The organism is Leucobacter fengyongliangi (genome assembly GCF_050971685.1).
Lineage (GTDB): Bacteria > Actinomycetota > Actinomycetes > Actinomycetales > Microbacteriaceae > Leucobacter.
Map to the genome: position 1 here is coordinate 36,313 of NZ_JBPCEU010000016.1, position 26,325 is coordinate 62,637.

Below are 26,325 nucleotides of genomic sequence, written 5' to 3' on the forward strand. Positions count from 1 at the left end.
GGGCCGAGTGCGACTGTGGGCCCTCGCACCACGCAGCTGCGACTGTTGCCGCGTGGCCCGAAACCCGCGTGGAGTGTGGTGGCATCGTTCGTGCTGCTCGGGCTCGTGGCGCTCGCCGCGGTGCTCGGCCCGGTGGTGTTTGCCGATGCCACGAAGCAGAGCATCCTCGATTCGCTGCTGCCCCCGTTCACCGCGGGGCACCTCCTCGGCACCGATGAACTCGGGCGCGACGTGTTCGCCCTGCTCGTAGCGGGTACCGCGTCGGCGGTCGTCGGCCCCCTCGTGATTGCCCTCGGCTCGATGACGATCGGCATCGTGCTCGGAACGCTCGCGGGCTACCATCGCGGGTGGCTCGACATGATCATCAGCCGCTTCAGTGACGTGCTGCTCGCGCTGCCGGTGATGCTGCTCGCGATCGTCGTAGCCGGCATCTTCGACGCCGGCTACTGGATGACGGTGGCCCTCCTGGTGTTGCTCTTCAGCCCCTCCGACATTCGTATCGTGCGCGCGGGTGTGCTCGAGCAGGCGCCGCGCCCCTACGTCGAGGCCGCGCAGATGTTGTCGCTGTCTCGCTGGCGCATTATGTTCGTGCACGTGGTGCCGAACGTGTGGCCGCTCATCGTGACCAACGTGCTGCTGAATACGTCGTTTGCGCTCGTCACCCTCTCGTCGCTGTCGTTCCTGGGCCTCGGCGTCGCACCGGGCACGGCCGACTGGGGGCGCCAAATCGCCGATGGCCGTGGTCTCATGGCCGACAACCCGGCCGCGCTGATCGCGCCCGCGGTGCTCATCGTGCTCGTGTCGATGGCCATCAACGTCGTCGGCGACTGGTTTGGCGAGCGGCTCGAGCGGAAGGGCATCCGATGAGCGGGGTACGGGGCCTTGTGGTCGAGAAGCTCGCGGTGACCGGGCCTTCCGGGGCCATCGTGCACCCCGTCGACTTCGTGGTGCCGCCCGGCCGCACCCTCGCGGTGATCGGCGAATCGGGCTCGGGTAAGACGATGACCGCGCGGGCGCTCACGGGGCTGCTGCCGTCTGGGGTGACGGCCACGGGCCGGTTCTCTGTCGACGGCGACGCCCTCGACCTTCCCGCAGACCCCAGTGCCTGGCGCAGAGTGCGCGGTCGCCGCATCGTGCTACTCATGCAAGACCCGTTCACCAGTCTCAGCCCGGTGCACCGGTGTGGCGACCAGATCGCGCTCACGATTCGGGCGCGGATCGCCTTCGAGCGTGGTGCCGATCGTGCGGCCGCCGTGCGGCGGGATCGGGCGGTGCGCGGGGCGGTGCAGGCCGAGGTGTTGCAGCGGCTGGCCGAGGTCAACCTCCCGGCCGAGGTCGCGCGTGCCTACCCGAGCGCGCTTTCTGGCGGCATGCGGCAGCGGGTGGCGATTGCCGCGGCGCTCGCAGCACGGCCGCGCGTGCTGATCGCCGACGAACCGACCACCGCGCTTGACGCGAGCAACCAGGGTGAGGTGCTCGACCTCCTGCTCTCGCTGCAGCGCGCGCACGACATGAGCCTGATTCTCGTCAGCCACGACCTCGGGCTCGTGAGCGGACGGGCAGACGAGGTGCTCGTCATGCGGCACGGTGAGGTGGTCGAACACGGGCGCGCCGACCGCGTGCTCGTGCGCCCAGAGCACGAGTACACCCGCAAGCTCCTGGACGCGAACCCGAGCATCAACGATGTGATGGGATCCACTGCCGCATCGACCGGCCAGGTCGGCGAAGTCGGCCCGACCGGCCAGGCCGCGGAGCGAACCGTGGCCGATGTTGCCTCTTCCGCCCTCGCAAAAGGGTCAGCGGGCTACGAACTGCTCCTCGTCGCGGCGGGCATCGCGAAGCGCTACGGCACCACGCAGGCGCTTGCGGGGGTAGACGTTGACGTGCGCGCGGGCGAGGTGGTCGCGGTCGTCGGCGAGTCGGGATCGGGCAAGTCAACGCTCGCCCGCTGCCTCGCTGGCCTCGATGCGCCCGACGCGGGCAGCGTGCGCCTGGCCGGCGAAACGCTGCCCGCGGGGCGGCGCGGACGCACCCCTGACCAGATGCAGATCGTCTTCCAAGACCCGTACTCGACGCTGAACCCGGTGTTCACGGTCGAACAGACGCTGCGCGAGGCCCTGCGCGTCGCGGGTCGCCCTGCCTCTGACCTCACCGAGCTGCTCGAAATGGTGGATCTCGGCCCCGAGTTTGCCGGCCGCAGGCCCTCGCAGCTGTCGGGCGGGCAGCGGCAGCGCGTCGCGATCGCTCGCGCCCTTGCCCCTCGGCCCCGCGTGCTGATCTGCGATGAGTCGGTGTCGGCGCTCGACGTGTCGGTGCAGGCGCAGATCCTAGAGCTCATCGTGCGCCTGCGAGACGAGCTGCAGCTGGCGGTGCTCTTCATTACGCACGACCTCGGGGTGGTGGCGCGGGTCGCGGGCCGCGTGCTTGTGCTGCGACGCGGAGAGGCTGTCGAGCGCGGCACCACCGCCGACGTACTCACGCGTCCGCAGCACCCCTATACCCAGCTTCTCGTTGCCGCAGCGCGCGATGACAGCATCGCCCGTCAGAATCACGATCCAGCAGGGAGTCTCCCGTGACCGCACTCACCGTGACCGCAGAGCCGTTTGCGCACCTCGGGCCAGAGGGGGCGCACCGACTCGGACCGGCGCGCACCGCGCTGTGGTCGGCCGACCGTGCGCTGTTCTCACCCGAAGTATTCCGCGCGCGGCATGCGAACGGTGACCTCGCGGCGGCCGCGCTCGTGACCTCGCGCCGCGGCACCGCGTATCGCAAGATCGTCGACCTGTGGTGCGCCCCGGTGCCCGGCACAGACAGTGCCGCCGCCGACGCGCGTCTGTTCGATGACGAGGCGTTCGCCGCGGTGCTTGACGCGATCATCGCGGCGCAGCCGAGCGGCGCGATCGCGCTGAAGTTCGAAGAGCGCCCGGTGGTGGCCCCCCTGTGGCCCGAGGCGCTCGCGGCGCTGGCCGCCCGGGGCTTCGTGCCCGATCCACTGCCCGTGCACTCGGTCGAATCGACTCTGGGCGGCGTGCGCGGCTTCACGCGATGGGAAGGACGGGGTCCCAGACACACCATTGGCTACTACGGCCAAACCACCGACGTGACCTGCGGCGCGGTCACCGCGCTCATGGCGCTCGAAACCGACGGCGCGCACCTGCTGCAGCCGGCGGATCACGCGCACAACCGCACCATCGAGATCGAGCTCTGGCGCAACGCGACGAACATGCCCGCAATCGAGCCGGTCGGGCTCGCTGTCGCCACCGCGCGAGCCGCGGCCGAGCGCAAGGTGCCGTTCGCGCTGCCCCGCGTCTACCTGAGTGCGCCGAGCCCCGTGCTGCTCGAGTGGTACGACGGCGATGAGCGCCAGCTGCGGGCCGACCTGCAGGCAGAGTCGGGTCATCAGGCCGACGCGCTCGGCATCGAGGTGGTGCGCGAGTGGATCAGCATCGACGACATCGCCGCCGCGATTCAGGCGGGCAATTTCGTCTTCCTCCTCATCGACCTCACCCTGATGATCAACGACCCCACTCCGCACTGGGTGCTCGCGCACGATGTGATCGATGGCTGCGTGATCATCGACGACCCGTGGGTCGAGAAGGACCACGGCGAGACCTGGGTCGACACGCACCACCTGCCGGTGCCGTTTGCGACGGTCGACGAGATGACGCGGTGGGGCGAGCCTGAGGCTTACCGCGGCGTGGTGGTGGTGCCGCGCGTCGGGGCGGCGAGCAGCGCGTAGCAGCGGGCGATCCGCTCCCGCCACCAGGTGACGCGTTCCGCCGATGCCGCGAACCGGGTCAGCAGATCGGGGTCGAGCGCCGGGCGGCGCACCGCGATGCCGCCGTCCACCGGCACGAGCGGGTCACGGGTCACGTCTCCGGCCAGGAGCGCCACGGTTCCGAGCCCGCATGCCCCGGCGAGTTGCCCGTCGGGGAGCGCGGCGGCGAGGTGCAGCCCCATCGCGATGCCCACCGACGTGTCGAGCGCGCTCGAGACCACCACCGGCAGCCCCGCCTCGCGCACGATCTCGAGCGCCCGCGTCACTCCGCCGAGTGGCTGTGCCTTGATCACCAGGAGGTCGGCGGCGCCGGCGCGGGCGACGGCGAGTGGATCCGCTGCCTTGCGCACACTCTCGTCTGCCGCGATGCGGATCGCGCCGGGCTTCGGCGTTGCTAGACCCGCTCCGTTCACCCCGGTGCTGCTGGACGCGGGGGTCGCCCCCAAACGCCTGCGAAGTTCGGCGAGGTCGGCCACGCTGGCGCACGGTTGTTCGGCGTAGTCGAGATCAAACGGGGCGAGCGCGGTGAGCGCTGCATCGGCCTCAGCGAGCGTCCAGCCAGCGTTCGCGTCGATGCGCAGGACGGCGTCACTGCCCATTTCCTGCCGCACGGCACGCACGCGGGCCACGTCGTCGGCCAGCGACTGGCCGCGCTCGGCGACCTTCACCTTCGCGGTGCGACACCCCGGGAACCGCGCGAGCACGCCGGGCACCTCGCCCGGCGAGACGGCGGGAACGGTCGCGTTGACCGCGATCCACTCGCGATGCGTGGCGGGGGGCTCGGCCCACCCAAACTCGATTGCGGCGGCGAGCCACGGTGCGGCCTCGGCATCGTCGTATTCGGCAAAGGGTGAGAACTCGCTCGCGCCGTGGGGTGCGGCGAAGACGACGGCCTCGCGCACGCTGATGCCGCGGAACCGGGTGCGCGTGGGGATCGCGACCACGCGCGTCGCGGCGAGGATCTCATCGAGCGGGGGGAGCAGGGGAGGCATATGATCCACCCGCTCATCTTCCCACTCGCTCGCCCGCCCAGCGTCTCCAGGAGGCGCAATTCCACCACGACCTTGAGCCCGGTGGTGGAATTGCGCCTTCTGGATGGAGGGAGAGCGCACGGGAGAAGAGGAAGGGAAGTGCGAAGTAGGCTGGGGGCATGAGTGAACAGGCGCCCGAACAGGTCTCCGAAATCTTCGACCCCAGCGAGTGGGAGGTCGCCCCCGGCGCCGAGCGCTATACCGACATCACGGCCCACCTGAGTCGCGACGGCCGCATCTCTCGGGTCGCGTTCAACCGGCCTGAGGTACGCAACGCGTTTCGTCCGCACACCGTCGATGAGCTGTTTGACGCGCTCGATCGGGTGCGCATGAACCCGCGCGTTGGCGTCGTGCTGCTCACGGGCAACGGGCCGAGCCCGAAAGACGGCGGCTGGGCGTTTTGTTCGGGTGGAGATCAGCGGATCCGCGGCCGCGACGGGTACAAGTATGCGGCCGAAGATGCCGCGGGCGATGCGGCAGAGACCGCCGCGGGGTTGGATCGTGCGCGGGCTGGGCGCCTGCACATCCTCGAGGTGCAACGGCTGATCCGCTTCATGCCGAAAGTGGTGATTGCACTAGTTCCCGGGTGGGCGGCCGGCGGGGGGCACTCGCTGAACGTGGTGTGCGACCTCTCGATCGCGAGCCGCGAGCACGGCCGCTTCAAGCAGACCGACGCTGATGTGGGGTCGTTCGATGCGGGCTATGGCAGTGCCTACTTTGCCCGCCAGATCGGGCAGAAGAATGCCCGCGAGGTGTTCTTCCTCGCCCGCGAGTATTCGGCCGAGCGCGCCCACGAAATGGGGGCGATCAACGCCGTCGTGCCGCACGCCGAGCTGGAGGCAACAGGCATCGAGTGGGCCCGTGAGATTCTCGGGAAGTCGCCAACCGCGATCCGCATGCTGAAGTATGCGTTCAACGCGGTCGATGACGGGCTCGTCGGTCAGCAGCTCTTCGCGGGGGAGACCACTCGTCTGGCCTACAGCACAGACGAAGCAGTCGAGGGCCGCGACTCATTTCTTGAGAAGCGCGCCCCCGACTGGTCGCCGTATCCGTATTACTACTAGAGGCGCGACCTCACTCCCCGGCGTGCGCCGGTTGCGAGGAGCGCAGCACCCGCACCCAGCAGCAGGAACAGGGCGGTTCCGACATCAGATCCGTCAGTCGCAGCACCCGTGACCGCAAGCGCCTTGATGGGCGGTGGTGAACTCGTGATGGGAAGCGGCGGTGTCACCGAAGCTGGTGGCGGCGGTGGCGGTGGGCAGTCGTTCACAGTGAATGCCTGCATCCCAGTTACCGTGTGCTCCTCCCACTCCCCTTCTTCGGACATGACTCGTGCCATATCAACGGGATACTCCATCGTCCACCAGGTTCCCGTGACGGTGGCGACGGAATCACCAGGCCCGGGCACCGGCTGTTCGATGACGGCTGAGCCATCGACGGGAACCACTGGGGTTTCGCTCATGAAGCCGTCGGGTCCGGTGACCACCAGCGCGTACTCCAGCCCTTCGACCAGGTTGGTGATCGTGACGGTGACGGTGCTCGGCACGTCTCCATCGTGAACGAAGCACTGCACGACCGTCACATCGACCACCGGGTTCGGCGGAGGGGGAGGCGGGCACTCATCTACCGTGAACTCCTGCGACCCCCATACCGTCGGGGGAACGGGGATCACGGAAGCCACTGCTGACTTCAGATCCATCCACGGATACCCGGTAACCGTTGCGAGATAATCGCCCGGCCCGTTAATTGGCTGATTGACGAACGCCCCACCGCCGACCGGGGTGAGTGGCGTTTCGCTTTCGAACCCGCCGGGTCCGGTCACCTCAAGCACGTAATCAAAACCCTCAACCAGGCTTGAGATTGAGATACCCACGGTGCTCGGCACCTCCCCTTCCGGGTCAACGCACTGATCCACCGTCACCATCACCACAGGGTTCGGTGGCGGGGGAGGCGGCAGCATCTCGCAGTCGTTGTAGTAGATCGCTTGACCCTCTGCGTCCCAATTTTGACCAGGGAATTCGACGATCATGCCGTCGTGGCTGTACTCAAACGGGGGAATGATGTCGCGGCCATCCTGATGGTCCGTCCCCGCGTGTCCGTTGACATCGCCAGAAGCCGACGCGGGCACCATCACCCAGTGATTGACTGCCCCGGTTGCATGACAGATATCAATATCCTCGAATTCCTCCTCTTCGTCGCCACTGGGGGCAACCATGGCAGCGGCGGCAGCGGGTGGATCAGCTTCGTCAGCGGGCTCAGCCGTCTCAGAACGTTCTCCGTCCGGAAGCGCGGCATCGTCCACACCGTCGGCTGGAGGCTCCGGCGCGGCCGGAGGCTCTGGCGCTGCGGGCACTTCGGGTGCTGCGGGGAGCTCTGCTGGAGCCTCAGGTGCTGGAGGTGCTGGAGGCTCGGGTGCCGGTGGTTCGGGTGCCGGTGGTTCCAGCACAGGATCGGCCGCCGGTGCGGCAAGCGCCACCTCGGTGGTCGCGGCGGGATCCACCGGAACCGAATCGTCGGCGAACGCACTCATCGCCCCCGGGCCAAAGATCAATGCCGCCGTTGCGAAAAGGGCGACCAATGTTCGGCCGCCAAAGGTACGACGCCCCGCATCGCTGCGGTTACGCCGTCTCGCTGTACTCATCTGCGTACTCCGTTCGTGTGTCGGTGCAGCAGACGAGAAACCCGCAGGCTACACACTGTTGGGTAGACCTGTTCGGAGCCTAAATTTGGGCGCGCATGGGCACATCGGTGCCAATTGCGTACTTTGTAATGCAGCTTCGGTGCACGTCTCGCGACACACCTCGGTTCGACAAGCGGCGGTGGATCACGTAAACTCGTTCGAGGTAGTTGACTTCTGCCAGAATTTTCTATGCCCGTAGTGCTTTGAGGTCGCTGTGCTTTCAGAGCGGATCGGGTGCAGAGAGTTCAGGCGCAGAGGTCGCCCATAGGGCGGTGGCTCAATTGGTAGAGCAGCGGTCTCCAAAACCGCAGGTTGCAGGTTCGAGTCCTGTCCGCCCTGCTGCACCCCACAACTCGGTGAGAACCGAGGGGTGGGGCAGATGAAAGGACGGTAGCCAGTGAGCACCAACGAGATCGACGAGACCGGTGGCGGTGTCGTCGAGCGCGCGAAGGCTGACCGGGCTGCGAAGAAGTCCTGGATCGGCCGGATCGTGCTGTTCGTTCAGCAGGTCATCTTCGAGCTGAAGAAGGTCGTCACCCCAACCCGCAAAGAGCTGCTCAACTACACCCTCGTGGTGCTGGGCTTCGTCGTCGTGATGATGGCGCTCGTCTGGGTGCTTGATCAGGCCTTCGGCTGGGTCACCGTATTCATCTTTGGCACGCCGCTGTAGAAGTTGTAGCCGTACTCCAGGCACACGGCCCCAAACATCGGTGTCGCGGCATCGCCCGCGATCCACTATCGAAAGCAAGAAAGTCAGATGACGAGCGAGAACAGCAACACACCCGAGGCCGACCTCGACGCGGCACTCGATGCGCTGGCGAACCAGGCAGATCCCGAGGCAGACGCGATCGTTGAGGATGCCCTCGATATCGACAGTGCCGACGAGGCTGCTGCCGCCGCTGATGCCCTCGCGGACTCAGCTGCAGACGGTGAGCTCGAGTCAATTGACGCGGATGAGGTCGACGAAGACCCCTACGCCACGTTCAAGCGCGAGCTGCGCGCAAAGCCGGGCAAATGGTACGTCGTGCACAGCTACGCCGGGTACGAGCGCAAGGTGAAGTCGAACCTGTGGAACCGTCGCGAGACGATGGGCGCCGTCGACGACATCTATGAGATCCAGGTCCCCATGGAAGAGGTCATGGAGGTCAAGAACGGCCAGCGCAAGATGGTGACCCGCGTGCGGATCCCGGGCTATGTACTGGTGCGTATGGATCTGAACGAAAACTCCTGGTCGGTTGTGCGTCACACGCCCGGCGTCACCGGCTTTGTGGGCAACGCTCACAACCCCGTGCCGCTGCGCTTCAACGAGGCGTTCGAAATGCTCAAGAGCACCGTCGAGCTCGAGCCGGCAACGACTGCCAAGGGCAAGGCCGCAGCTACCGCCGCAGCCGCTGGCAACGTCGAGATCGACTTCGAGGTGGGCGAGACCATCACGATCAAGTCGGGCTCGTTTGAGGGCCTGCCGGGCACGATCAGCGAGATCAACGCCGCTGCGGGCAAGCTCACCGTGCTCGTGTCGCTCTTCGAGCGTGAGACCCCGGTCGAGCTCAGCTTCGACCAGGTCACCAAGATGGTCTAGCGTCAAAGTTTGACAGTGGATCGGGGCCGCGCGCGGATCCGCCACCGTAAGATTTACGCTCACAACTGAAGATTTCCGGGGGCAGCCAGCCCGCGGTTACCGCCCCGAGACCGACTCGGGAAGCGGGAGAAGCCGGTGAGAGTCCGGTTTCGAGAGAGGAAATAACATGGCTAAGGCAAAGAAGGTCACAGGTCTGATTAAGCTTCAGATCTCGGCCGGCGCCGCGAACCCCGCACCCCCGGTGGGTCCTGCGCTGGGTCAGCACGGCGTCAACATCATGGAATTCTGCAAGGCGTACAACGCTGCGACGGAATCCCAGCGAGGCAACGTCGTTCCCGTAGAGATCACCGTCTACGAGGATCGTTCGTTCACCTTCGTGCTCAAGACTCCCCCCGCCGCCGAGCTGCTGAAGAAGGCTGCTGGCGTACAGAAGGGCTCGGGCACCCCGCACACCGTGAAGGTTGCCAAGGTTACCGCCGAGCAGGTTCGTCAGATCGCTGAGCAGAAGCAGGCCGATCTGAACGCGAACGACATCGACGCGGCAGCAAAGATCATTGCGGGCACCGCTCGCTCCATGGGCATCACGGTCGAGTAAGGGGCTACGAACATGGCACAGAAGTCAAAGGCATATCGCGCCGCCCTCGCCAAGCTCGAGGAAGGCAAATTCTACACTCCCGCTGAGGCTGTCGCCCTGGCGAAGGAGACCGGGTCTGCGAAGACTGACTCGACCGTTGAGGTCGCCGTCAAGCTCGGCGTGGATCCCCGTAAGGCAGACCAGATGGTGCGTGGCACCGTCAGCCTGCCCCACGGCACGGGCAAGACCGCCCGCGTCATCGTGTTCGCGACGGGCGCTGCGGCCGAGGCCGCAATCGCTGCCGGCGCTGACGAGGTGGGCGGCGACGAGCTGATCGAGAAGGTGGCCGCTGGCTACACCGACTTCGACTCGGCCGTCTCGACCCCCGAGCTCATGGGCAAGGTTGGCCGTCTGGGTAAGGTGCTGGGCCCGCGTGGTCTCATGCCGAACCCGAAGACCGGCACCGTGACCGTTGATGCTGCCAAGGCAGTCACCGACATCAAGGGCGGCAAGATCGAGTTCCGCGTTGACAAGCACTCCAACGTGCACTTCATCGTGGGCAAGGCGTCGTTCTCTGCAGAGCAGCTGCACGACAACATCACCGCTGTGCTTGACGAGATCGTGCGCCTGAAGCCGACCTCGGCAAAGGGCAAGTACGTGCAGAAGGGTGCCGTGTCGACCACGTTCGGCCCCGGCATTCCGCTCGATACCAGCGCGTTCTAATTCGCGCTCACACAAACCCCTGGCCCTCGGGCCGGGGGTTTTGTGCTGTATGCCTGTGGATGGCATCGGTGTCACGGGCGCGACTTCCGTAGGATTGGTGCATGCCCGCGCCACAGCAGTCTCCCCGCATCACGGGGCTGAGCTATGTGCGTCCACTGGGGGAGGGCGGATTCGCGAGCGTCTATCTCTACGAGCAAGATCTGCCCCGTCGGATGGTCGCGGTGAAGGCGCTGAAGAGTGGGTTCGAATCCGCTGAAGAACGGTCCGATTTTCAGGTCGAGACCGACGCGATGGCCCGGCTTGCCGGCCACCCCGCCATCGTGTCTGTGTATGGTGCAGGGGTGTCGGCAGATGGTCGCCCGTACCTCGTGATGGAGTATTGCCCGGGATCGATGCGCGAGCAGACGCGAAACAGACCCGCTCAATTGGCACAGGTGCTCGATGTCGGGGTGCGCCTCGCCGGCGCGCTGGAGACAGCACATCGAGCGGGGGTGTTGCATCGCGACATCAAACCCTCCAACGTGCTCATCACGACGCTGGGCCGACCCTCTCTTGCCGACTTCGGAATCGCATCGCTGCGCGGACGAGCATCATCAGAGACGGCGATGACCGCGGTCACCATTCCCTGGTCGGCCCCGGAGGTGCTCGCCGGTCAGACCCCGGGCACGGTAGCGACCGAGGTGTGGTCTCTCGGCGCCACGCTCTACACCTTTGCCGCCGGGCGCTCGCCGTTCGAGCTTCCCGAACCGGAGAAAAACACCCGGAGCCTCATCACGCAGCGCATCAGCAGGGCCACCTACACCCCCATTCCGGGGGCAGCGGGATACGAGGCGGTCGACGCGGTGCTGAAGAAGGCCATGATGCCGCGCCCCGAGCAGCGCTTTGCCTCGATGGATGTGTTTGCCGGCGCGTTGCAGCAACTGCAGCGCCACTATGGGTTCGATGTCACGCCCTTCGACATCACCCGCGATCTGTGGCCCGCTGACGAATCGCAGCCGGTGGCACCCGGAGTCGTGCGCGGCGGATCTACGACTGCGGTGCGACCGGTGAGCCGTGCCGAGGCGCGTGCCGCGGTGGCACGCGAGCGGGCCGACCGAGACGGGGTCGTGCCTGATCGACCGGTATCGTCGTTGCGCGCAGGCGTCATGGGTGCGGCTATCGCGGTGGTTGCGATCGCCGCGGTGGTCGTGATTTCGGGTTGGATGGGCCTGATCTAATGCGCGCTCGGGGATGGATCGGGTGGCTTTCGGCAGGGGTCACCCTGGCACTGTTCGTGACGCTCGCGGTGGTGGCCGGGGGGTTCGACGCTCGCGAAACGCCCCGTGAGGAAGCCGGCGTTTGGGTCGCCCGTTCAGCCGGACAGTACGCGCGAGTGAACACGTTGACGGCCGAGATCGATGCCGTGCGTCAGGTCGAAAACCCGAGCGGAGTGGTGCAGGCCGGGGCGATGGGCATGCTGCTGACGCAGGGTCATTCGCGGGCGTGGCCGATAGATGCGGCAGATCCCGCCGACCTGAGTGACGATCCGACCGGGGGCGCCGGCGCCGCTGTAGACGCAGCCGCCGAGCTGCCCGTGCCCGCAGCCGCACCAGAGACCACGGGCGCGGGCGACGCGATCCGCACCCCCGAGGGCACGAGCGAGGTGCACGCGTCTCGAGATGCCGTGCTGTTTCGCACCGAGGCGGGCCAGGCCTACCTCGCGGCTGTGGATCCCGCGGCCGAACAGGGGCTCGGCCCCGCGCAGTTGCTCGACCCGTTTGCGGGGCAGAGTACCGGTGACGTGACCTTTCGGGCAGACGCGGTCGCGTTCGACACCGAGGCGGGGCTGATCGGCCTGTTTACCGCGAATACCCGCACCGTGCGATGGTTCGATGTCGCCGCTTCGGAATTTCGACGCGGAGTGAGCGACGTACCCGAAACGGTTCCGGGTGATGCGCAGTTCGCGATCGTCGCAGGATCATGGGTGCTGTTCGACGCCGAAAGTGGCAACCTGTGGCGCGAACGGGAGGAATCTCCGGCGCAACTCGACACGGAGGGCGTGGCACTCCTGCAGTTTGCGAGCGGGGATGCCGCGGGCACCGACGCACTCGTCGCCGATGAGGGCGGCCTGTGGTCGGTGAGTAGCGCGGGCGCGACCTCGCGCGTTGCCGTGGCCTCGGGGGTTCCCGCGCGCCCGGTGGCGATCGGCGCAGATCGCGTTGCCGCGTGGATCGGCGGAGCCTCTGCGCAGATGTGGACGCAGACCGGCGGGCTGCGGGAACTCGAACTTGATGCCGCGGTAGAACTTCCGGGCGAGATTGAACCGGCGATCCACTCGAATGGCAGTCGCGCGGTGCTCGCGGAAGTACGTACTGGGATGCTGTGGCGGGTGCCCGACGGGCAGCTGATACCGGTGGCGCAGTGGCAGTTGGTGACCCCACCCACGCAAGAGGTCGGGGCGCAGGTGACGGAAGACATTGCCGAGCAACAACCGCCCGTAGCCGCTGCCGACGCGTTCGGTGTGCGGTCGGGTGAGCCCGCCTCGCTGCCGGTGCTGCTCAACGACTTCGACCCGAATCGACGCGATGTGCTCACGATCGTGCCTGAGAGCCTGGGCGACGAGGCTGGGACGGGCCTTGATGCGAACTTCGGCACCGTCCAGTTGCTCGGGGGTGGGCAGGAGCTCACGCTGCAGCCCAGCCCCGAGGCCACGGGGAGCTCGAGCTTCACCTATCGCGTTACTGACGGGCAATCGGTTTCTGAGCCCGCCACCGTGACCGTGACAATTGCCGATGACGCCATCACCACCGCGCCGGAGTGGTGTCCTGTCGTCGGCTGCCAGCGCGACTGGCCGGCCCCGGAGCTTGCCCCGGGTGGCACCCTGGTGCTGCCCATCCTGGAGGGCTGGGTCGACGCAGAGGGTGATCCGATGGTGCTCGCAGGTGCGGTGTCCACAGACCCCGAGGCCCCGCTGCGCGTGCTTGTCACCGCTGACGGCAAGCTTGCCGTGCGCCATCTTGACCCCGCTGCGGCCGACGGGGAGGCCACGATTCGCGTGACGGTAGCCGATGCCCGCGGCGAATCGCGCGAGCGCGAGCTGCGGGTGGGGGTGCGCACCGGTGCCACTCTTGAGTTTGCGTCGATCGCGAGCACCGTGCAGACGGGTGTGCCCACCGTGCTCCGCCCGCTCGAACGCGTCACCGGCGGCTCGGGCTCGTTTGAGTTGCGCGATGCCGCCGTACAGCAGGGGGCACTCGATCTCACCGTCGGCCAGGGAACGGGAACTCTCACCGTGACGGCTCCAGGCGGCGGCGCGCTCGTCTCAGTGACGATTCGCGACACGGTGACCGGTCAAGAGGTGGCAGGTACGATCCGGATCACCGCGGGAGAGAGCCTCCCGGCTCTTGCTCTCCCGCCCCTGCGCGCCTTCGTGCGGCCACTCGCCGACACCACGGTCGATGTGCTCGACGCGATTCCCGGGGCCGCAAGCCGCGGGCTCTCGGTGCAGTCGGCAGTAGTGGTCGACGGGCGGATGCGGGCGGATGTCATCGAACACTCGCGAGTCAGGGTATCGGGGGCGAGCTCTGACGGGCAGCCCGGTCGCATCGGCTCGGTTGAGGTGGTCGTGCGTGAGGGCGACGAGACCGCGCGCGGCAGACTCACCGTGTTTCAGATTCCCGCGTCCAGTAGCGGCACCATCGCGGTGCCGGATACGGCCACCGTGCGCGTGGGGTCAGTCGTCGACATTCCGGTGCTCGAGAACGATGTCGCGCCGCCCGGCGAGCGGCTCGTACTCCACCCTGAGGTTGCTGGGGCAGGCGACGCGCTGGCTTTCGCATCAGGGAGCCTCGTGCGCTACCTCGCGCCGAGTATTCCGGGCACCTATACCCTGAGCTACACGACCTATGGTGCGAGTAGCCCCGAACTTGGCGACACTGCGCAGGTGACCATCACGGTGCTTCCGGCGGGTGCGAACCGTGATCCGCACCCCCCGTCGGTGACCGTCCGACTGGCACCCGGCGAGACCGTCCAGACCGAGGTGCCGCTGTCTGGGGTTGACCCTGACGGCGACCGGGTGCGGCTTGTTTCGGTGCAGGAGCCCGAAGATTCCCAGGTAGTGGCCCAGGTGCAGCCACGCACCGGCGTGGTGCAAATCGAGGCATCCCCGAGCGCCTCCCGCGGGGTCAGATTCGCGAGCTATACGGTGCGCGATTCCGGTGGCGGCGAGGCGACAGGGAGCCTGCGCATCATCGTGACCGACCCCGACGCGAGCGGGGGCGCACCGGTGGTCTATAGCGACTATGTGCGGATCGCGAGGGGTACGGGCGACGATGCCGTCGTGCGTCCGCTGGACAACGACATCGATCCCTCCGGGGGTGTGCTCGAACTCGTGTCAGTCGAACCAAACGTGCCGGGTGGGGAGAGCTCGCCCGAATACGCGGTGCTTGCCGCGCGCATCGATCTGGACGCGCTCGAGAGTGGTGTCGTGCGCATCGCGGGCGGCGATGAACTCGGCACCGTGTCGTACCGCTATTCCGTGCGCTCTCGCGTCACCGGAAGCACGGCCGACGGCCTCATCGTTGTGCAGGTATCAGAACGAGTGGGTTTGCAGGCACCACGGGTCACCGACACCGTGCTCGCGGTCCGAGATCGCGTCGATTTTGCCGCGGTCGGCGTCGACGTGGTCGAGGGACGGGTGAGCTGGGCCACGGGAGACGTGGCCGCCCTCGATCTTTCGCTCTGGGGGGAAGCGGCTGATCGGTACCGGGTCAGTGGCAACCGAATTCTCGGCGAATACCGGGCCGAGGGAGACCTCGTGCCCTTCCGGCTCAGCGGGATCGATACCACCGGAGCGGAGGTCGTGGGCTACGGCTTCCTGGTGGTACCCCCGCTCGACGAGCTCCGGCTCAGTCTGAAGTCGGGCACCGCCCCGCTATCGGTGAATGAAGGAGACAGCGTCACCGCCGAGTTGCGCTCAATGCTCGATCTTTCGCCCGGAGACCAGATCGTGATCGGCGACGGTGCCTTCGCAACGCAACGCGACCAGGCCACGTGTACGGCGGTGAGCGGATCGAGTGTGCGCTATACGGCGGGCCAGGGGGAGCCGTGGTCTGACACGTGTACCGTGCGCGTGCGGTTGATCGAACAAACGACCTTTACCGCACTCCCGCTGTCGGTGCGCATCGTGCCGCGCGAACCCGTCGCTCAACTGCGACCCCTCACCCGCACTGTGGCTCCCGGTGCCACCGAAACGATTGCGCTGGGCTCAATGGTCGAGTGGCAGGGTGGCCGCCAGGGGCAGATGGATGCGCTGCGTTTCACGGCCAGCGGCGGAGGGGTGTCGTTCCAAGTCAACCAATCTGGGCCAAGCCTCACTGTCCAGGCGCTCTCCGGGGCGACACCTGGCGCGCAGGAACAAATTACGGTGACCGTTACCGGTGCGGGTGAGAGTCAGGCCATCCTGACGCTCCGGGTCGGGGAAGCGGCGACCGATGCTCCGCGGGGCGCTGCGGTTGCACTCACCTGCACCGTGGGCACCGCCTGCAGCACCGAGCTGGTGGGGCAGGCGGGGGAGTACGACCCGTTTGCGGGGAGGCCCGGCGGCGGGCTGCGGCTCGTCGCGGTCGATGCGGCAGCGTGCGTGATCGGTTCCTTCCGTGTCGTGGGCAACGCGGTACAGGTGAGCTGGGCTGAGCAGCGCGTCGCGGGTGGCACCTGCGAGGTGACGTTCACCGTGCGTGACGCGCAGAACCGAGAGGGGGTGGGCACGCTCAGCTTCGAGGCGCTCGGCGTACCCCCGGCCCCGGCGCTCGTCGAACAGGTCGGATACAGCGAGACCGGAGTCACCCTGCGGGTCAGCCTGGGTGAGGCCCAGAATGCCTATCCCTCGCTGCAGGGCGTTGTCATCAGGCAAGACGGGGCCGCAGTTACAGCCACGTGCACTCCGGCGGGTGCGACCTTCACCTGCGAGGTGGGCGGGCTGACGCTCGGCACACAGCATCAGTTTTCGGCGCGTGCGGTAAACGCGGTCGGAGAATCGGTGAGTTCCGCCGCAGCGACGGGCTGGGCGTACCGTACCCCGGCGACGCCCACAGCCTCGGCAATGCAGGAGGGCGCTGGCTCAACTGCCGAACAGGGAACCGTGCGGGTGCGCATCTCAGGCGGATCGGACGTTCAGGAGTACCAGTTCCTCCTGAACGGTGCCGCATTCGCAGCCCTGCCCGGTGCGACTGTCGACACCACCCTGCAGGTGCCGGTCGGCGAGCACCGCTTCTCCGTGCTGCCCGTGAGCCGGTTCCCGCACCCCCTGAACCAGCCCAACACCGGTGAATCGACCCCGCCTGAGCCACTGATCGTCGCGGGGCCACCGATCATTCGATCGCTGACGCTCGAGAGCGAGCCTGGTTCGACGACCGTGCTCGCAACGGTCGACTTGTTCGCGAACTGGGGGGTAGATACCCAGTATGGAATTGTGGATCACGGTGCCTGCGTTGCGAGGGACGATTGGGACGACTATGAGCCGGCGGTCTTTACCGGAGTGCCGGGTGAGGAAATGGTCGTGACCGTGTGCGCCACGAACGAATGGGGCGATGCGGCACCCGTGACGCGCCAGATCATTGTGGGAGGCACGTAGTGCCTCGATCCACTGCCACGAAGCGACCACCCCTGCAACGAGACCACCCGCACCCCGCACCGGACACAGGAAGCCACCGATGAGCACACCACAGAACCCGGAACCTCAGCCGCGCACCTCGCAGGCATCACCCGAGGGAACGTCGACCGCGCCGTCGACCTCTGCGCCAACCGACTCACGCACGGGCGCCCCCGCACTCGCGACCACGCCGGGTCCGCTGTCGAGCGAGCGCGCGACCTGGGCGGGCGACGCGTTGCGCACCACGGTGGACGCGATCGAGCAGGTCATTCACGGCAAGCGGCGGGTGATCGAGCTGGTGCTCGCCGCGCAGATCGCCGAGGGGCACGTGCTGCTCGAAGACGTGCCCGGCACGGGCAAGACCGCCCTCGCGCGCGCGCTCGCCGCGGTCACGCAGGGCCAGGCCTCCCGCATTCAGTTCACCCCCGACCTTCTGCCGGGTGATGTGACGGGTGTCACGGTGTACGACCAGGGGCGCCAGAGCTTCGATTTTCACCCGGGGCCGATCTTTGCGAACGTGGTGCTCGCAGACGAGATCAACCGCGCGAGTCCGAAGACGCAGTCGGCGCTGCTCGAGGTGATGGAGGAACGGCAGATCACCGTCGACGGGGTGTCGCACCCGGTACCCGAGCCCTTCATGGTCATCGCGACGCAAAACCCGATCGAGCAGGCGGGTACCTATCGGCTGCCAGAAGCGCAGCTCGACCGCTTCATGCTGAAGACATCGATTGGCTATCCCGATGAGGCGGCGATGCGACGCATCCTGACCGAGCAGACGATGGCGGGCGGGCGGGGTCCGATGGTGCCGCCCGTGATGACCGTCGGCACCCTGATTCAGCTGCAGGACTTCGCCGCCGAGGTCTATGTCAACCCCATCATCGCTGAGTACCTCACCCGGTTGGTCGAAGCGACCCGCGCCGCGAGCGAGGTGCGCCTCGGCGCCAGTGTGCGAGGTGCGCTCGCCCTGCAACGCGCGGCGCGCGCCTGGGCGCTCGTGCACAGCCGCGGCTACGTGGTGCCCGACGACGTGCGCGACCTCGCGATCGCCGTGCTGGCGCATCGCCTCGTGCTTGAGCCGGAGGCCGAGTTCGACGGGGTCACCGCCGAGCAAGTCGTTGGCCAGATTCTGCTCGACGTGCCCCAGCCGCAGGAGAACGGCACGGCGTGAAAGACATCCGGCTACGCCCGCTCGGCTGGTTCGCTCTCGTCATCTTGGCGATCGGCGCGCTCGCTGGCGCGCTTTTCGGGTGGATCGAGGCCTGGTTCTTGGCGCTCGCCGCAGCGGCTCTGTTTCTCACCGCGTGGCCATTCCTGTTGGGTTCCCGCGACTACCGCGCGTCGATCCGTCTGAGTCGGCACAGCGTCGTCGTTGGTGGTGAGGTACACGCAGACATCGAGGTGGAGAACGGAGCCACGCGCCCGCAGTTGCCCGCCATCATCGAGCTACCGGTCGGTGAGGCGCTCGGCGAACTCCTGGTGCCGATGCTCGGGGCACAGCAGAGCACGACGTTGCGTGCCGACGTGCCAGCGATTCGGCGCGGAGTCGTGCGGGTGGGTCCGATCACGGTCGCGAGACGCGATCCACTGGGAATCCTGGGCCGCGAAGTCACTTGGCCCGAATCTCACCTCGTGCACGTGCACCCGGTGACCGTCTCGCTGCCACCCGGCACCGCGGGTCTCGTGCGCGATCTCGAGGGCGCAGCAAGTCGACGCCTCACCGATGCCGACCTGTCGTTTCACGCCGTGCGCGAGTACGCGCAGGGCGATGCGCTGCGCCACGTGCACTGGAAATCGACGGCAAAAACCGGCACGCTCATGGTGCGCCAGTTCGAGGAATCGCAGACGGCCCGAGTCGCGGTGCTGTTCGATGCGCGCCGCGATGAATACGCGTCGGATGACGAGTTTGAGCTCGGGGTGAGCGTCGCAGCGTCGCTCTCCGCGCAAGCGGTGCGCGAGGGGCGCGAACGGTTCGTGGCCTCGGCCTGGGCACCGGGCCGGGTGCGACCGAGCGTCGACGGGGTCGAGGAGTTGCCGTCGCGAGACACGACTCAGTTGCTCGACGCGTGGGCCGAACTGAGCCCCGCCCCGGAGCGTGCCGCCCGCATCGAGGGAGTCGCCCGCGGCCTCGCGGCGTCTCGCCGTCACCTTTCGATCGTCTATGTGGTGACCGGGTCGATGCCCGGGCTTGATCGCCTCCGCCGGGCCGCCGCCGCATTCAGCCCCGACGTGCGGGTGATCGCGGTGCGCTGCGACTGGCTCGCTGACCCGGCCCTACAACATATCGACCCGTTCACCGTGTGCACCGTCGGGGCGCTCGGCGACCTGCCCAGGCTCATGCTGCGAGGGTCGCGGTGATGCGCGCGCGCCGGGCGGCCGTCGCCGTGACTGTCGCCGCGGCCGCCCTCGCAACCCTGCTTGGCGTACTCGCCGCTTGGCCGATCTACCAGACACCCTGGTTGCTGGTGCCGGCCGTCGCGGGGCTCGTTCTCGGCAGCGGCATCGTCTGGGTGAGCGTGCGGCTGCGCTGGTCGGCGCCGCTGCTCCTCACGGTCGCCGTCGTCGTCTTCGCGCTCACCGTGCTTCCCGTCGCGGTGCCCCTGGCGTTCCTCGGGCCTCCCGAAGGGCTGCTCCCGTGGGCCGCAGATGCGCTCGCCGCCGTGGTCACGGGGTGGAAGCAGCTCCTTACCCTCACCCTGCCGGTGGGCACCTACCAGACGGTGCTCGTGCCCGCCTACGTTGTGTTCTTCGTCACGTCACTGTCCACCGGGTGGATCGCGCTGCGCGGTCGCCGCGTCGTCTCACTCGCGGCACTCCCGCTCCTGGTCCCGATCGCCTTCGGCACCGTGTTTGGCTCGGCGGAGGTGAGCGCACCGCTGCGCGTCGGCGCGGTGGCGCTCTTTGCCCCCCGGGAGGTGGCGCTGTGGGTGGCCGCAGCGGCCCTCGGTGCGGTGTGGGTGGCGTGGCACGCGGGCGCCGATCGACGGGCGGCGCTGCGGCTCGGCCGGGCGGGGCGATCCGCCATCGTGAGAGGCCGGGCGACCCGTGTGGCGTCGGCGACCGCGATGCTGTTGCTTGCCGGCCTCATCGGGCTGACGTTCGCTCCCGCGCTCGCCGCAGAGCGAGTGGTGCCGCGCGACAGTGTCGACCCCGAGCTCGTGGTGGCCGAACGGCCGAGCCCTCTCGCCGGGTACCGGGAGTGGATGACGGACGCCCGCATCGACGCGCCGCTGTTCGAGGTGCGTGGGACCGATGCACTTCCCGGCCGTCTCCGCCTCGCCGTGCTCGATGACTACGACGGCGTCAATTTTCAGGTCAGCCCTGAGGCTGCGGGGCGCTTCACCCGGTTTCCGAGCGGGCCGAGCGTCGCAGACCCCGTGCGCGTCTCCATCACCATCGAAGGCGGCTACGACGACATTTGGGCACCCACCGCGCCACTCGGCGGCCCTCCGCAGTTCGCAGGCCCGCGATCCGATCTGCTCGCCGACGCCTTCTACGTCAATCGTGACACGGGGGCCGCGATCGCGGTTCCGGGTGAGCCCGGCAGCGAAGGGCTCGCCCCCGGCGACGGCTACGCCGCCCAGATGAGCGCCGCCCCAGATGAACAGCTCGAGGGGGCGCCGGCATCCGACACCCCGCTGCTCGACATCGAGACGATGCCCGAACTTGCGGCGTGGATCCGCGCCCAAAATCAGCCCGCCACGGCCGCGGGCCTGACCGAATTGGTCGATCGGCTGCGCGCGCGCGGGTACCTCAGTCATGCCATGAGCGGCACCGACAGCGAGTGGATCACCCGGCTCGCCGAGCAGCACGGCACCCGGTTTGAGCCGAGCGTCGGGGGCCACTCGATCGCGCGTCTCGAGGAGCTATTCGCGCAGCTCAACATGCAGCAACGGTCGGTCGGCGAGCGTGCCGGTGAGGCGCAGCTGGTCGCGGCGGTCGGCGACGACGAGCAGTTCGCGGCCGCGGCCGCGCTGCTTGCTCGTGCGCTGGGATTCGAGTCGCGGGTTGTGCTCGGGGTGCGTCTCGGTGCGGGGGTACCCGGTGTGACGGGCTGCCAATCGGTGTGCACCGGCGAGCACCTGTCGGCCTGGGTTGAGGTGCGCGGCGAAGTGGGGGCCTGGGTACCGGTCGATGCGACGCCACAGGTCACCCTCCCCCCGACCTCGCTATCGGAGGGTGAGCAGCTGCCCGAGTTTCCCACCGCAGCCGAAGAGCGCGACGCGCGTGAGGTTGATCCACCACTGGGGTTCGGCGATCGCAGCGAGGCGGCCGACGAGGCTGATCAGGGTGCGCCCGCTGCCGGCTTGTGGCCGGTGGTGCGGGCGGGGCTGCTTGCGCTTTCGGCGCTCGTGCTCCTCGCCGTGCCCCTCCTCTTCCTGCCGCTCGCGAAGCGGTGGCGCGCTCGCCTGCGGCGCCGCGAGCCGGTGGCGGAGTTGCGTGCCATCGGGGCGTGGCTTGAACTGGTGGATCGCGCAGCCGATGCCGGGGTACACGTGCCGCGCGCGATGGCCCGCAGCGACACCGCGCGGCTGCTGGGCACCGAGGCCGCGCGTCAGATTGCAACCGAGGTGGATCGCGCGGTGTTTGCGCCCGGCGACTTCAGCGACGCTGATGCAGACCGACTGTGGCATCTCGTCGACGGCGAGGCGGTGAAGCATCGGGCTGAGACTGGGGCATGGGGCAGACTCCGCGAGGCATTCGCGCTACGCTCATTGGGCATCCGGTTGGGCAGGCGCCGCGAGCATTTCAGTGGCAGTGGCAGTGGCAGTGGCATTGACAGTGGCAGTGACAGTGTGGCGAGAGCATCACGACCGGAGGAACTATCTTGAGGAGTGCAAACGCATGGTGAGCATGAATGCCTTCGTGTGGGTGGTCATCGCGATTGTTGTCGTGATACTCGTGGTGGCGCTGGGGCTCAGCGTGTGGTGGGTCCGAGCCGCGAAGGCGAGGCGTGACCACGAGGAGCAGCTGCGAGGCCTGGGTGTGGGGTTCGAGTCTGGTCACGTGGGGCGGGCGCCCGGCGGTGCAGCCGAGCCATTCGGGCCGGGAGTGCCGACCTCCGGCCAGAACGACACCGTGCGAGTGACGCCGCTGAGCGGCATCGAGACTGATTACGAACGACTCGCGGCTGAGTCATTTCAAGCGCCCCCGGGGGTGCCGCTGGGGCAAGCGGTCTCGGCGGAACCCTTCTCCTGGACTGCGGCAATCAGCGAGCACGAGCCCTTCGAGATTCCCGAGGCGCCGCCCCTGTCGGCCAAGCCCCTGCCGGCCCAGCCCCCGCGAACGGCCCGACGCGCGGAGTCGGACTCTGCTGGAACGTCACCTCAGGTCGATCAGGTGACTCCGGTGACTCCAGCCGCTCCCCCCGTTCCTCCCGCTCCGGCCGTGCGCTCCGCTCCGCTCGTCACTCCCGACCCTCCCGTTGCTCCGCCGATTCCCGACGGTTCCGTTTCATCCAGTGACTTCACCGAAGACCTCGACCGCACGACCGTCGTGCGCCGTGAATCTCGCGTGACCGGCCATCTCGTGCTTCCCGACGGCGAAGCACTGCCGCTTTACCGTGACAACGTCGTCGGGCGCAGACCCGAGACCGTACCGGGGGTGCACGCGGTCGTGATCCCGGACCCCACGCGCACCCTCTCGAAGACGCACGCGCGGCTCAGCCACGATGGCGAGGGATGGGTGGTCGAAGATCTCGACTCCACCAACGGCGTCGTGTTGCTGCACGACGATGGGCGTGAGCAGGAGCTTGACCCCCGGCAGCCGGTCATCGCGACACCTCGCTTGCTGCTGGGTACCCTCGAAGTTGAGATCCGCGACGAAACTGAGCGTGGCTAACGCGGTGAACGCTCCTGCAGGCCCAGGTGACCGACCATGAACGCCCCCGGCCAGACGAACGAGCAGGCCGCCGCCGACCGCAGCGCGCTGCCCTCGATGAATCGCCGATCGCAGCGCGCCAGGCGGCTGACACTCTGGGGCTTTGGGGCCAGCGTGCTGGCGTGCGCGCTCGGTTTATGGTGGATCGCGCAGCTCGCCTGGGGATAACTCCCTGATCCGCACCAAAGCTGTGGATAGGCCCCGCGCGTGATGACTCCTTTCGCATACAGTCTCCATTCGACCCGTCAGTAATTTCTGCCGGGCGGCAGGAGCCTCCACGACCACTGACTCTCGAATCAGGGGTCGTGCGGGGCATTCGAAAGGGACATCGATGTTCGCTCGATCTACTCGTCCATTGCGGCGGTTATCCGGGGTATCCGTTCTTGCTCTCGTTGCCGCGGTGGGCGCGGCCTTGACTCTCAACCTTGCCGGCTGCGCCGGGGCAGAGCCTCGCGCGGGGGCAAGTTCGGCCGCCGCCGAATCGGTCACCGATGTCTCGGGGGCCTCAGGGAGCCTCGAGACGCCGGAATCACTGGAGGGCGCAGTCGTCGGGGGAGAGGCGCAGAACGCGGAGGATGCAGCGGAAACGGAGGCCCCGATCAAGCTCGGCATGCTCGTGCCGCTCACGGGCTCCGAATCCGCGTTTGGCGAATCCATGCGCAACGGAGCTCGGCTCGCGGTCGACGAACTCAACCGCGACGGTGGGGTGAACGGGCGTGAACTTGAGCTCGTCGTGATCGACGACGCGTGCGACGCAGTCACCGCGTATGAGGCCGCGCCGCGTCTCGTCGCGGCGGGTATTGACGCGTCAGTGGGTGGGTACTGCGCGGGTGCCGTGCTACCCACGCTTCCGATATTTGGCGAGGCTGGGATCCCCTCGGTCGTTCCCGCGGGAGCATCACTTGCCCTTGTCGGGCAGGGCGCGTTTCTGATGAGTGGTGGCCCCGTGCAGGAGGCCGCGGCTTGGCTGAATGTCGTGCGTCAGTATCGCCCCGCTGCCGGGGCTTCTGGCACGGGGGCCACGGGGGGCCCAGGTGCGAGAACTGGGACTGGAAGTGCGCGTGGCACCGCTGCTGCCATCTCCGCTCCCGTCGCGGTTGCCCTGCTCGACGATCGCACCGCTTCGGCACGGGAACTTGCCGAGCTGTTCCAGGGGCAGATCGAGTGGGCCGAACGGGGGTCGCACCCTGCCATTCCGACGATCGTGCACTCCGGCTCGGTGACCTCCCAGGGAGGGGATCGCGATGAAGCGATCCTTGCGACGCTTGAATCGAACCCCGACCTCATCGTCTGGACCGGAAATCCACTGGGAGGGGTGCCGCTGGTTGATGGCCTCAGGGCAGCGGGTTTCCGGGGCCCCATTCTGGTGTCGGGAACAGCTGATCGCGTCGCTCCGCTCTCCGCATCTGAGGGGCCCGGTGTGATCTCTCCGCGCACGGATGCGGAACAGGTGGCCGCCTCATCGCTGGACAGCTACGCGGCGGCGGGCCTCGCTGAACTGGTCTATGCCACGTCTCCGCTCACTCCGGAGTTGCTCACTTCCGAGGTGCTCACCCCCGAGTTGCCTACCGGCGAAGCCGAGTGGATCGCGGCCTACACGAGCGCCTTCGGGATCGTTCCCGGCCAGTACTCGCTCGAGGCGTACGATGCGGTCCGCGTGGTGGCGGAGGCGATGACCGTGGCGGGATCCACCAGGGGAGACCTCGTGACCACCGCGCTGCAGTCGCGCGAACGCTTTGCGGTGTTCTCGGGCACCGCCGATTTTGACCACGAGGGAATGCTGCGGGGCACCGGGACGGTGCGCATGGTTGCGTCGCTCGGAGACGGGGCGGGTGTGGTGCCGGTGACCGACCTGCGCCGGTGGACCGATAGTCGGGTGACCGGGTGACCGGGTGACCGGGTGACCGGGTGACCGGGTGCTGGCGTGTTCGGCGGAGCTCACTCCACCGGTTCGGCCACTGAGCATGCCTGAACGTCAGCCGTGGATATTACGAAAACTCAGCACCCGCAACGGCAGCCGGCGAGGAACCTCATATAAATATGCCCGCGAAACACCACCGGTGACTCACATAAGAATGCCCGCGTAATTCTCGAGCTTAGCTTGCCTGTTTCCTGCTCGCGCGGGCCGGCTTGACCCCGGCTGCCGCGTTTGGTGCTTTCGCGAGTTCGATCGCTTCGAGCGTGCGAGTCTTCTCGGCCGCGAGGTAGGTGAGGCGCTGCTGGATTCGGTCGATCTCGCGAGCGATGTGGGCCGGGTTCAAGCTGTCACGGTACCCGGTCAACTCGGCGGTCTTCTCGGCGCTGAGCACACCGGAACGCTGGAGCCGGTCGAATGGTGTCGCGAGCTCATCGTAGACACGTTTACGGCGCCCCCTTTGATCGGTCGCCCAACCGATGGGTTTCTTCGTGGGGGTGAGGAAATTATGGCGATCGTTCACCAGCGGCCATAACTCGTTCAATAGCTTCAGCAGAGGCGCGGTGTCGTACCTCCAGTAGAACGCGTACCGGCGCACGATCTGATTGTTTTTCGACTCGATCGTGGCCTGATCATTCTTCTTGTACGGCCGGGACCTCGTGAAGTAGATGTCAAGTTCTGCAGCCCAACCGATGACGTCGTAGTTGATGAACTCGGACCCGTTATCAAAATCCACCCCGGTCACCTCGAACGGCACTTCGCTGATGAATCGGTCGAGGGCGTCACGAATGTGCAGGTGTGCGTTGTTCCGGATCGAGCGCGTGTACGTCCAACCGGTGTGCATGTCGGTGAGATCAACACTGCGACAGAACTCACCCTTCAAGACGGGCCCGCAGTGTGCGACGGTGTCGCCCTCGAAGAACCCGGGTACGGCCTCGATCTCGTCACCGGCTTTCCTGATCGTGATCGAGTTCCGCAGCAGCGGGCCTGGCGTGGTGGTGGCGATCCCGCGGAGTGGGTCCCTCGCGCGGGCTGGGGCGAGGTAGCGGTCGATCGTGGCCGGTGACATTGCCAGCAACTCGTCCGCGACGTGGTGACTGTACCTGCCCCGGCCTGGGACCAGTTCGCCGTGCGCTTCCAGCAGCATGAGTTGGAGTTCCATTGACGCGGCCAAGTATTTCCCGCTGATCCCGCCCGCGAACGCCCACACTTTCTGCAGCACTTTCAACGCGTCATGTGAGTACTTCAGCGGGCGCGGCTTACGTTGCCGGGCCCCTACCCGACGCGGTTTCAGCGCAGCTTGTAACTGTCTGCGCGCGTTGTCTCTGGACCAGCCCGTGATCGCGCATACCTCGTCAAGGAGACGGCTCTTCTCCTTCTTGGCCGCTGCGGCATACTGCTTCGCGAACTTTCGTGTGATCTCGTGTCTGGCACGCATTGATAGCCCACTTCCCATGAAACTGATGATTCCGTTTCGCGGGCATTTTTACGTGATGCACCGGAAGTGTTTCGCGGGCATATTAGGTGAGGCACGTCG

General features: G+C 67.4%; 19 protein-coding genes and 1 tRNA gene. 17 read left to right on the forward strand and 3 right to left on the reverse strand.

Features of this window, described 5'->3' with window-relative positions; genetic code table 11:
* Window positions 1–15: 15 nt before the first annotated feature.
* The 3 genes from ACR0R4_RS11835 to ACR0R4_RS11845 are packed head-to-tail and all read left to right on the forward strand — an operon-like array spanning window position 16 to window position 3,739.
* Window positions 16–867, forward strand: a complete 852-nt coding sequence (locus ACR0R4_RS11835) for an ABC transporter permease (RefSeq protein WP_433647653.1) — start codon at window positions 16–18, stop codon at window positions 865–867.
* A complete protein-coding gene (locus ACR0R4_RS11840) occupies window positions 864–2,576 on the forward strand; it encodes a dipeptide ABC transporter ATP-binding protein (protein ID WP_433647654.1) in 1,713 nt (570 codons plus the stop codon). The genes ACR0R4_RS11835 and ACR0R4_RS11840 overlap by 4 nt, the downstream gene beginning before the upstream one ends.
* Window positions 2,573–3,739: a peptidase C39 family protein gene (locus ACR0R4_RS11845; RefSeq protein WP_433647655.1), complete on the forward strand. Its 1,167-nt coding sequence runs from the start codon at window positions 2,573–2,575 to the stop codon at window positions 3,737–3,739. Before ACR0R4_RS11840 ends, ACR0R4_RS11845 begins: the two co-directional genes overlap by 4 nt.
* Here the strand turns inward: ACR0R4_RS11845 and ACR0R4_RS11850 are convergent.
* Window positions 3,688–4,770, reverse strand: a complete 1,083-nt coding sequence (locus tag ACR0R4_RS11850) for an o-succinylbenzoate synthase (RefSeq protein WP_433647656.1) — start codon at window positions 4,768–4,770, stop codon at window positions 3,688–3,690. The genes ACR0R4_RS11845 and ACR0R4_RS11850 overlap by 52 nt on opposite strands.
* Window positions 4,771–4,928: 158 nt before the next feature.
* Here ACR0R4_RS11850 and ACR0R4_RS11855 point away from each other — a divergent pair, with 158 nt between their 5' ends.
* Complete coding sequence (locus ACR0R4_RS11855) at window positions 4,929–5,873, forward strand: 1,4-dihydroxy-2-naphthoyl-CoA synthase (protein WP_433647657.1); 945 nt, start codon at window positions 4,929–4,931, stop codon at window positions 5,871–5,873.
* Here the strand turns inward: ACR0R4_RS11855 and ACR0R4_RS11860 are convergent.
* Window positions 5,870–7,450 (reverse strand): hypothetical protein, encoded by a 1,581-nt coding sequence (locus tag ACR0R4_RS11860; protein WP_433647658.1) that lies wholly within the window; start codon window positions 7,448–7,450, stop codon window positions 5,870–5,872. The two genes, ACR0R4_RS11855 and ACR0R4_RS11860, sit on opposite strands and share 4 nt — an antisense overlap.
* A 305-nt stretch (window positions 7,451–7,755) precedes the next feature.
* Here ACR0R4_RS11860 and ACR0R4_RS11865 point away from each other — a divergent pair.
* From ACR0R4_RS11865 to ACR0R4_RS11925, 13 genes are all read left to right on the forward strand, one after another.
* A tRNA-Trp gene (locus ACR0R4_RS11865) sits at window positions 7,756–7,828 on the forward strand.
* A gap of 58 nt (window positions 7,829–7,886) precedes the next feature.
* Window positions 7,887–8,159 carry a preprotein translocase subunit SecE gene (gene secE, locus ACR0R4_RS11870; RefSeq protein ID WP_433647659.1) on the forward strand — a complete coding sequence of 91 codons (273 nt, stop codon included), beginning with the start codon at window positions 7,887–7,889 and terminating at the stop codon, window positions 8,157–8,159.
* 87 nt (window positions 8,160–8,246) lie between these two features.
* Window positions 8,247–9,068, forward strand: a complete 822-nt coding sequence (gene nusG, locus ACR0R4_RS11875; RefSeq protein WP_433647660.1) for a transcription termination/antitermination protein NusG — start codon at window positions 8,247–8,249, stop codon at window positions 9,066–9,068.
* Window positions 9,069–9,234: 166 nt separating this feature from the next.
* Window positions 9,235–9,663: a 50S ribosomal protein L11 gene (gene rplK / locus ACR0R4_RS11880; RefSeq protein WP_433647661.1), complete on the forward strand. Its 429-nt coding sequence runs from the start codon at window positions 9,235–9,237 to the stop codon at window positions 9,661–9,663.
* Window positions 9,664–9,675: 12 nt separating this feature from the next.
* Complete coding sequence (rplA, locus tag ACR0R4_RS11885) at window positions 9,676–10,365, forward strand: 50S ribosomal protein L1 (RefSeq protein ID WP_433647663.1); 690 nt, start codon at window positions 9,676–9,678, stop codon at window positions 10,363–10,365.
* 101 nt (window positions 10,366–10,466) lie between these two features.
* Window positions 10,467–11,582 (forward strand): serine/threonine-protein kinase, encoded by a 1,116-nt coding sequence (locus tag ACR0R4_RS11890; RefSeq protein WP_433647664.1) that lies wholly within the window; start codon window positions 10,467–10,469, stop codon window positions 11,580–11,582.
* Window positions 11,582–16,978: an Ig-like domain-containing protein gene (locus ACR0R4_RS11895; RefSeq protein WP_433647665.1), complete on the forward strand. Its 5,397-nt coding sequence runs from the start codon at window positions 11,582–11,584 to the stop codon at window positions 16,976–16,978. Before ACR0R4_RS11890 ends, ACR0R4_RS11895 begins: the two co-directional genes overlap by 1 nt.
* Window positions 16,979–17,057: 79 nt before the next feature.
* Window positions 17,058–18,164, forward strand: coding sequence for an AAA family ATPase (locus ACR0R4_RS11900; protein ID WP_433647666.1), 1,107 nt, complete (start codon window positions 17,058–17,060; stop codon window positions 18,162–18,164).
* Window positions 18,161–19,351 (forward strand): DUF58 domain-containing protein, encoded by a 1,191-nt coding sequence (locus ACR0R4_RS11905; protein WP_433647667.1) that lies wholly within the window; start codon window positions 18,161–18,163, stop codon window positions 19,349–19,351. Before ACR0R4_RS11900 ends, ACR0R4_RS11905 begins: the two co-directional genes overlap by 4 nt.
* On the forward strand, window positions 19,351–21,825 hold the full coding sequence (locus ACR0R4_RS11910; RefSeq protein WP_433647668.1) for a transglutaminase domain-containing protein: 2,475 nt from the start codon (window positions 19,351–19,353) through the stop codon (window positions 21,823–21,825). The genes ACR0R4_RS11905 and ACR0R4_RS11910 overlap by 1 nt, the downstream gene beginning before the upstream one ends.
* 13 nt (window positions 21,826–21,838) lie before the next feature.
* Entirely contained in the window at window positions 21,839–22,834 is a 996-nt protein-coding gene (locus ACR0R4_RS11915; RefSeq protein WP_433647669.1) for an FHA domain-containing protein, read from the forward strand.
* 36 nt (window positions 22,835–22,870) lie between these two features.
* Window positions 22,871–23,041 (forward strand): hypothetical protein, encoded by a 171-nt coding sequence (locus tag ACR0R4_RS11920; RefSeq protein ID WP_433647670.1) that lies wholly within the window; start codon window positions 22,871–22,873, stop codon window positions 23,039–23,041.
* A gap of 244 nt (window positions 23,042–23,285) precedes the next feature.
* Window positions 23,286–24,761 (forward strand): branched-chain amino acid ABC transporter substrate-binding protein, encoded by a 1,476-nt coding sequence (locus ACR0R4_RS11925; protein ID WP_433647671.1) that lies wholly within the window; start codon window positions 23,286–23,288, stop codon window positions 24,759–24,761.
* 208 nt (window positions 24,762–24,969) lie between these two features.
* Here the strand turns inward: ACR0R4_RS11925 and ACR0R4_RS11930 are convergent, their stop codons facing one another.
* A complete protein-coding gene (locus tag ACR0R4_RS11930) occupies window positions 24,970–26,226 on the reverse strand; it encodes an integrase catalytic domain-containing protein (protein WP_433645266.1) in 1,257 nt (418 codons plus the stop codon).
* Between the last annotated feature and the right edge of the window lie 99 nt (window positions 26,227–26,325).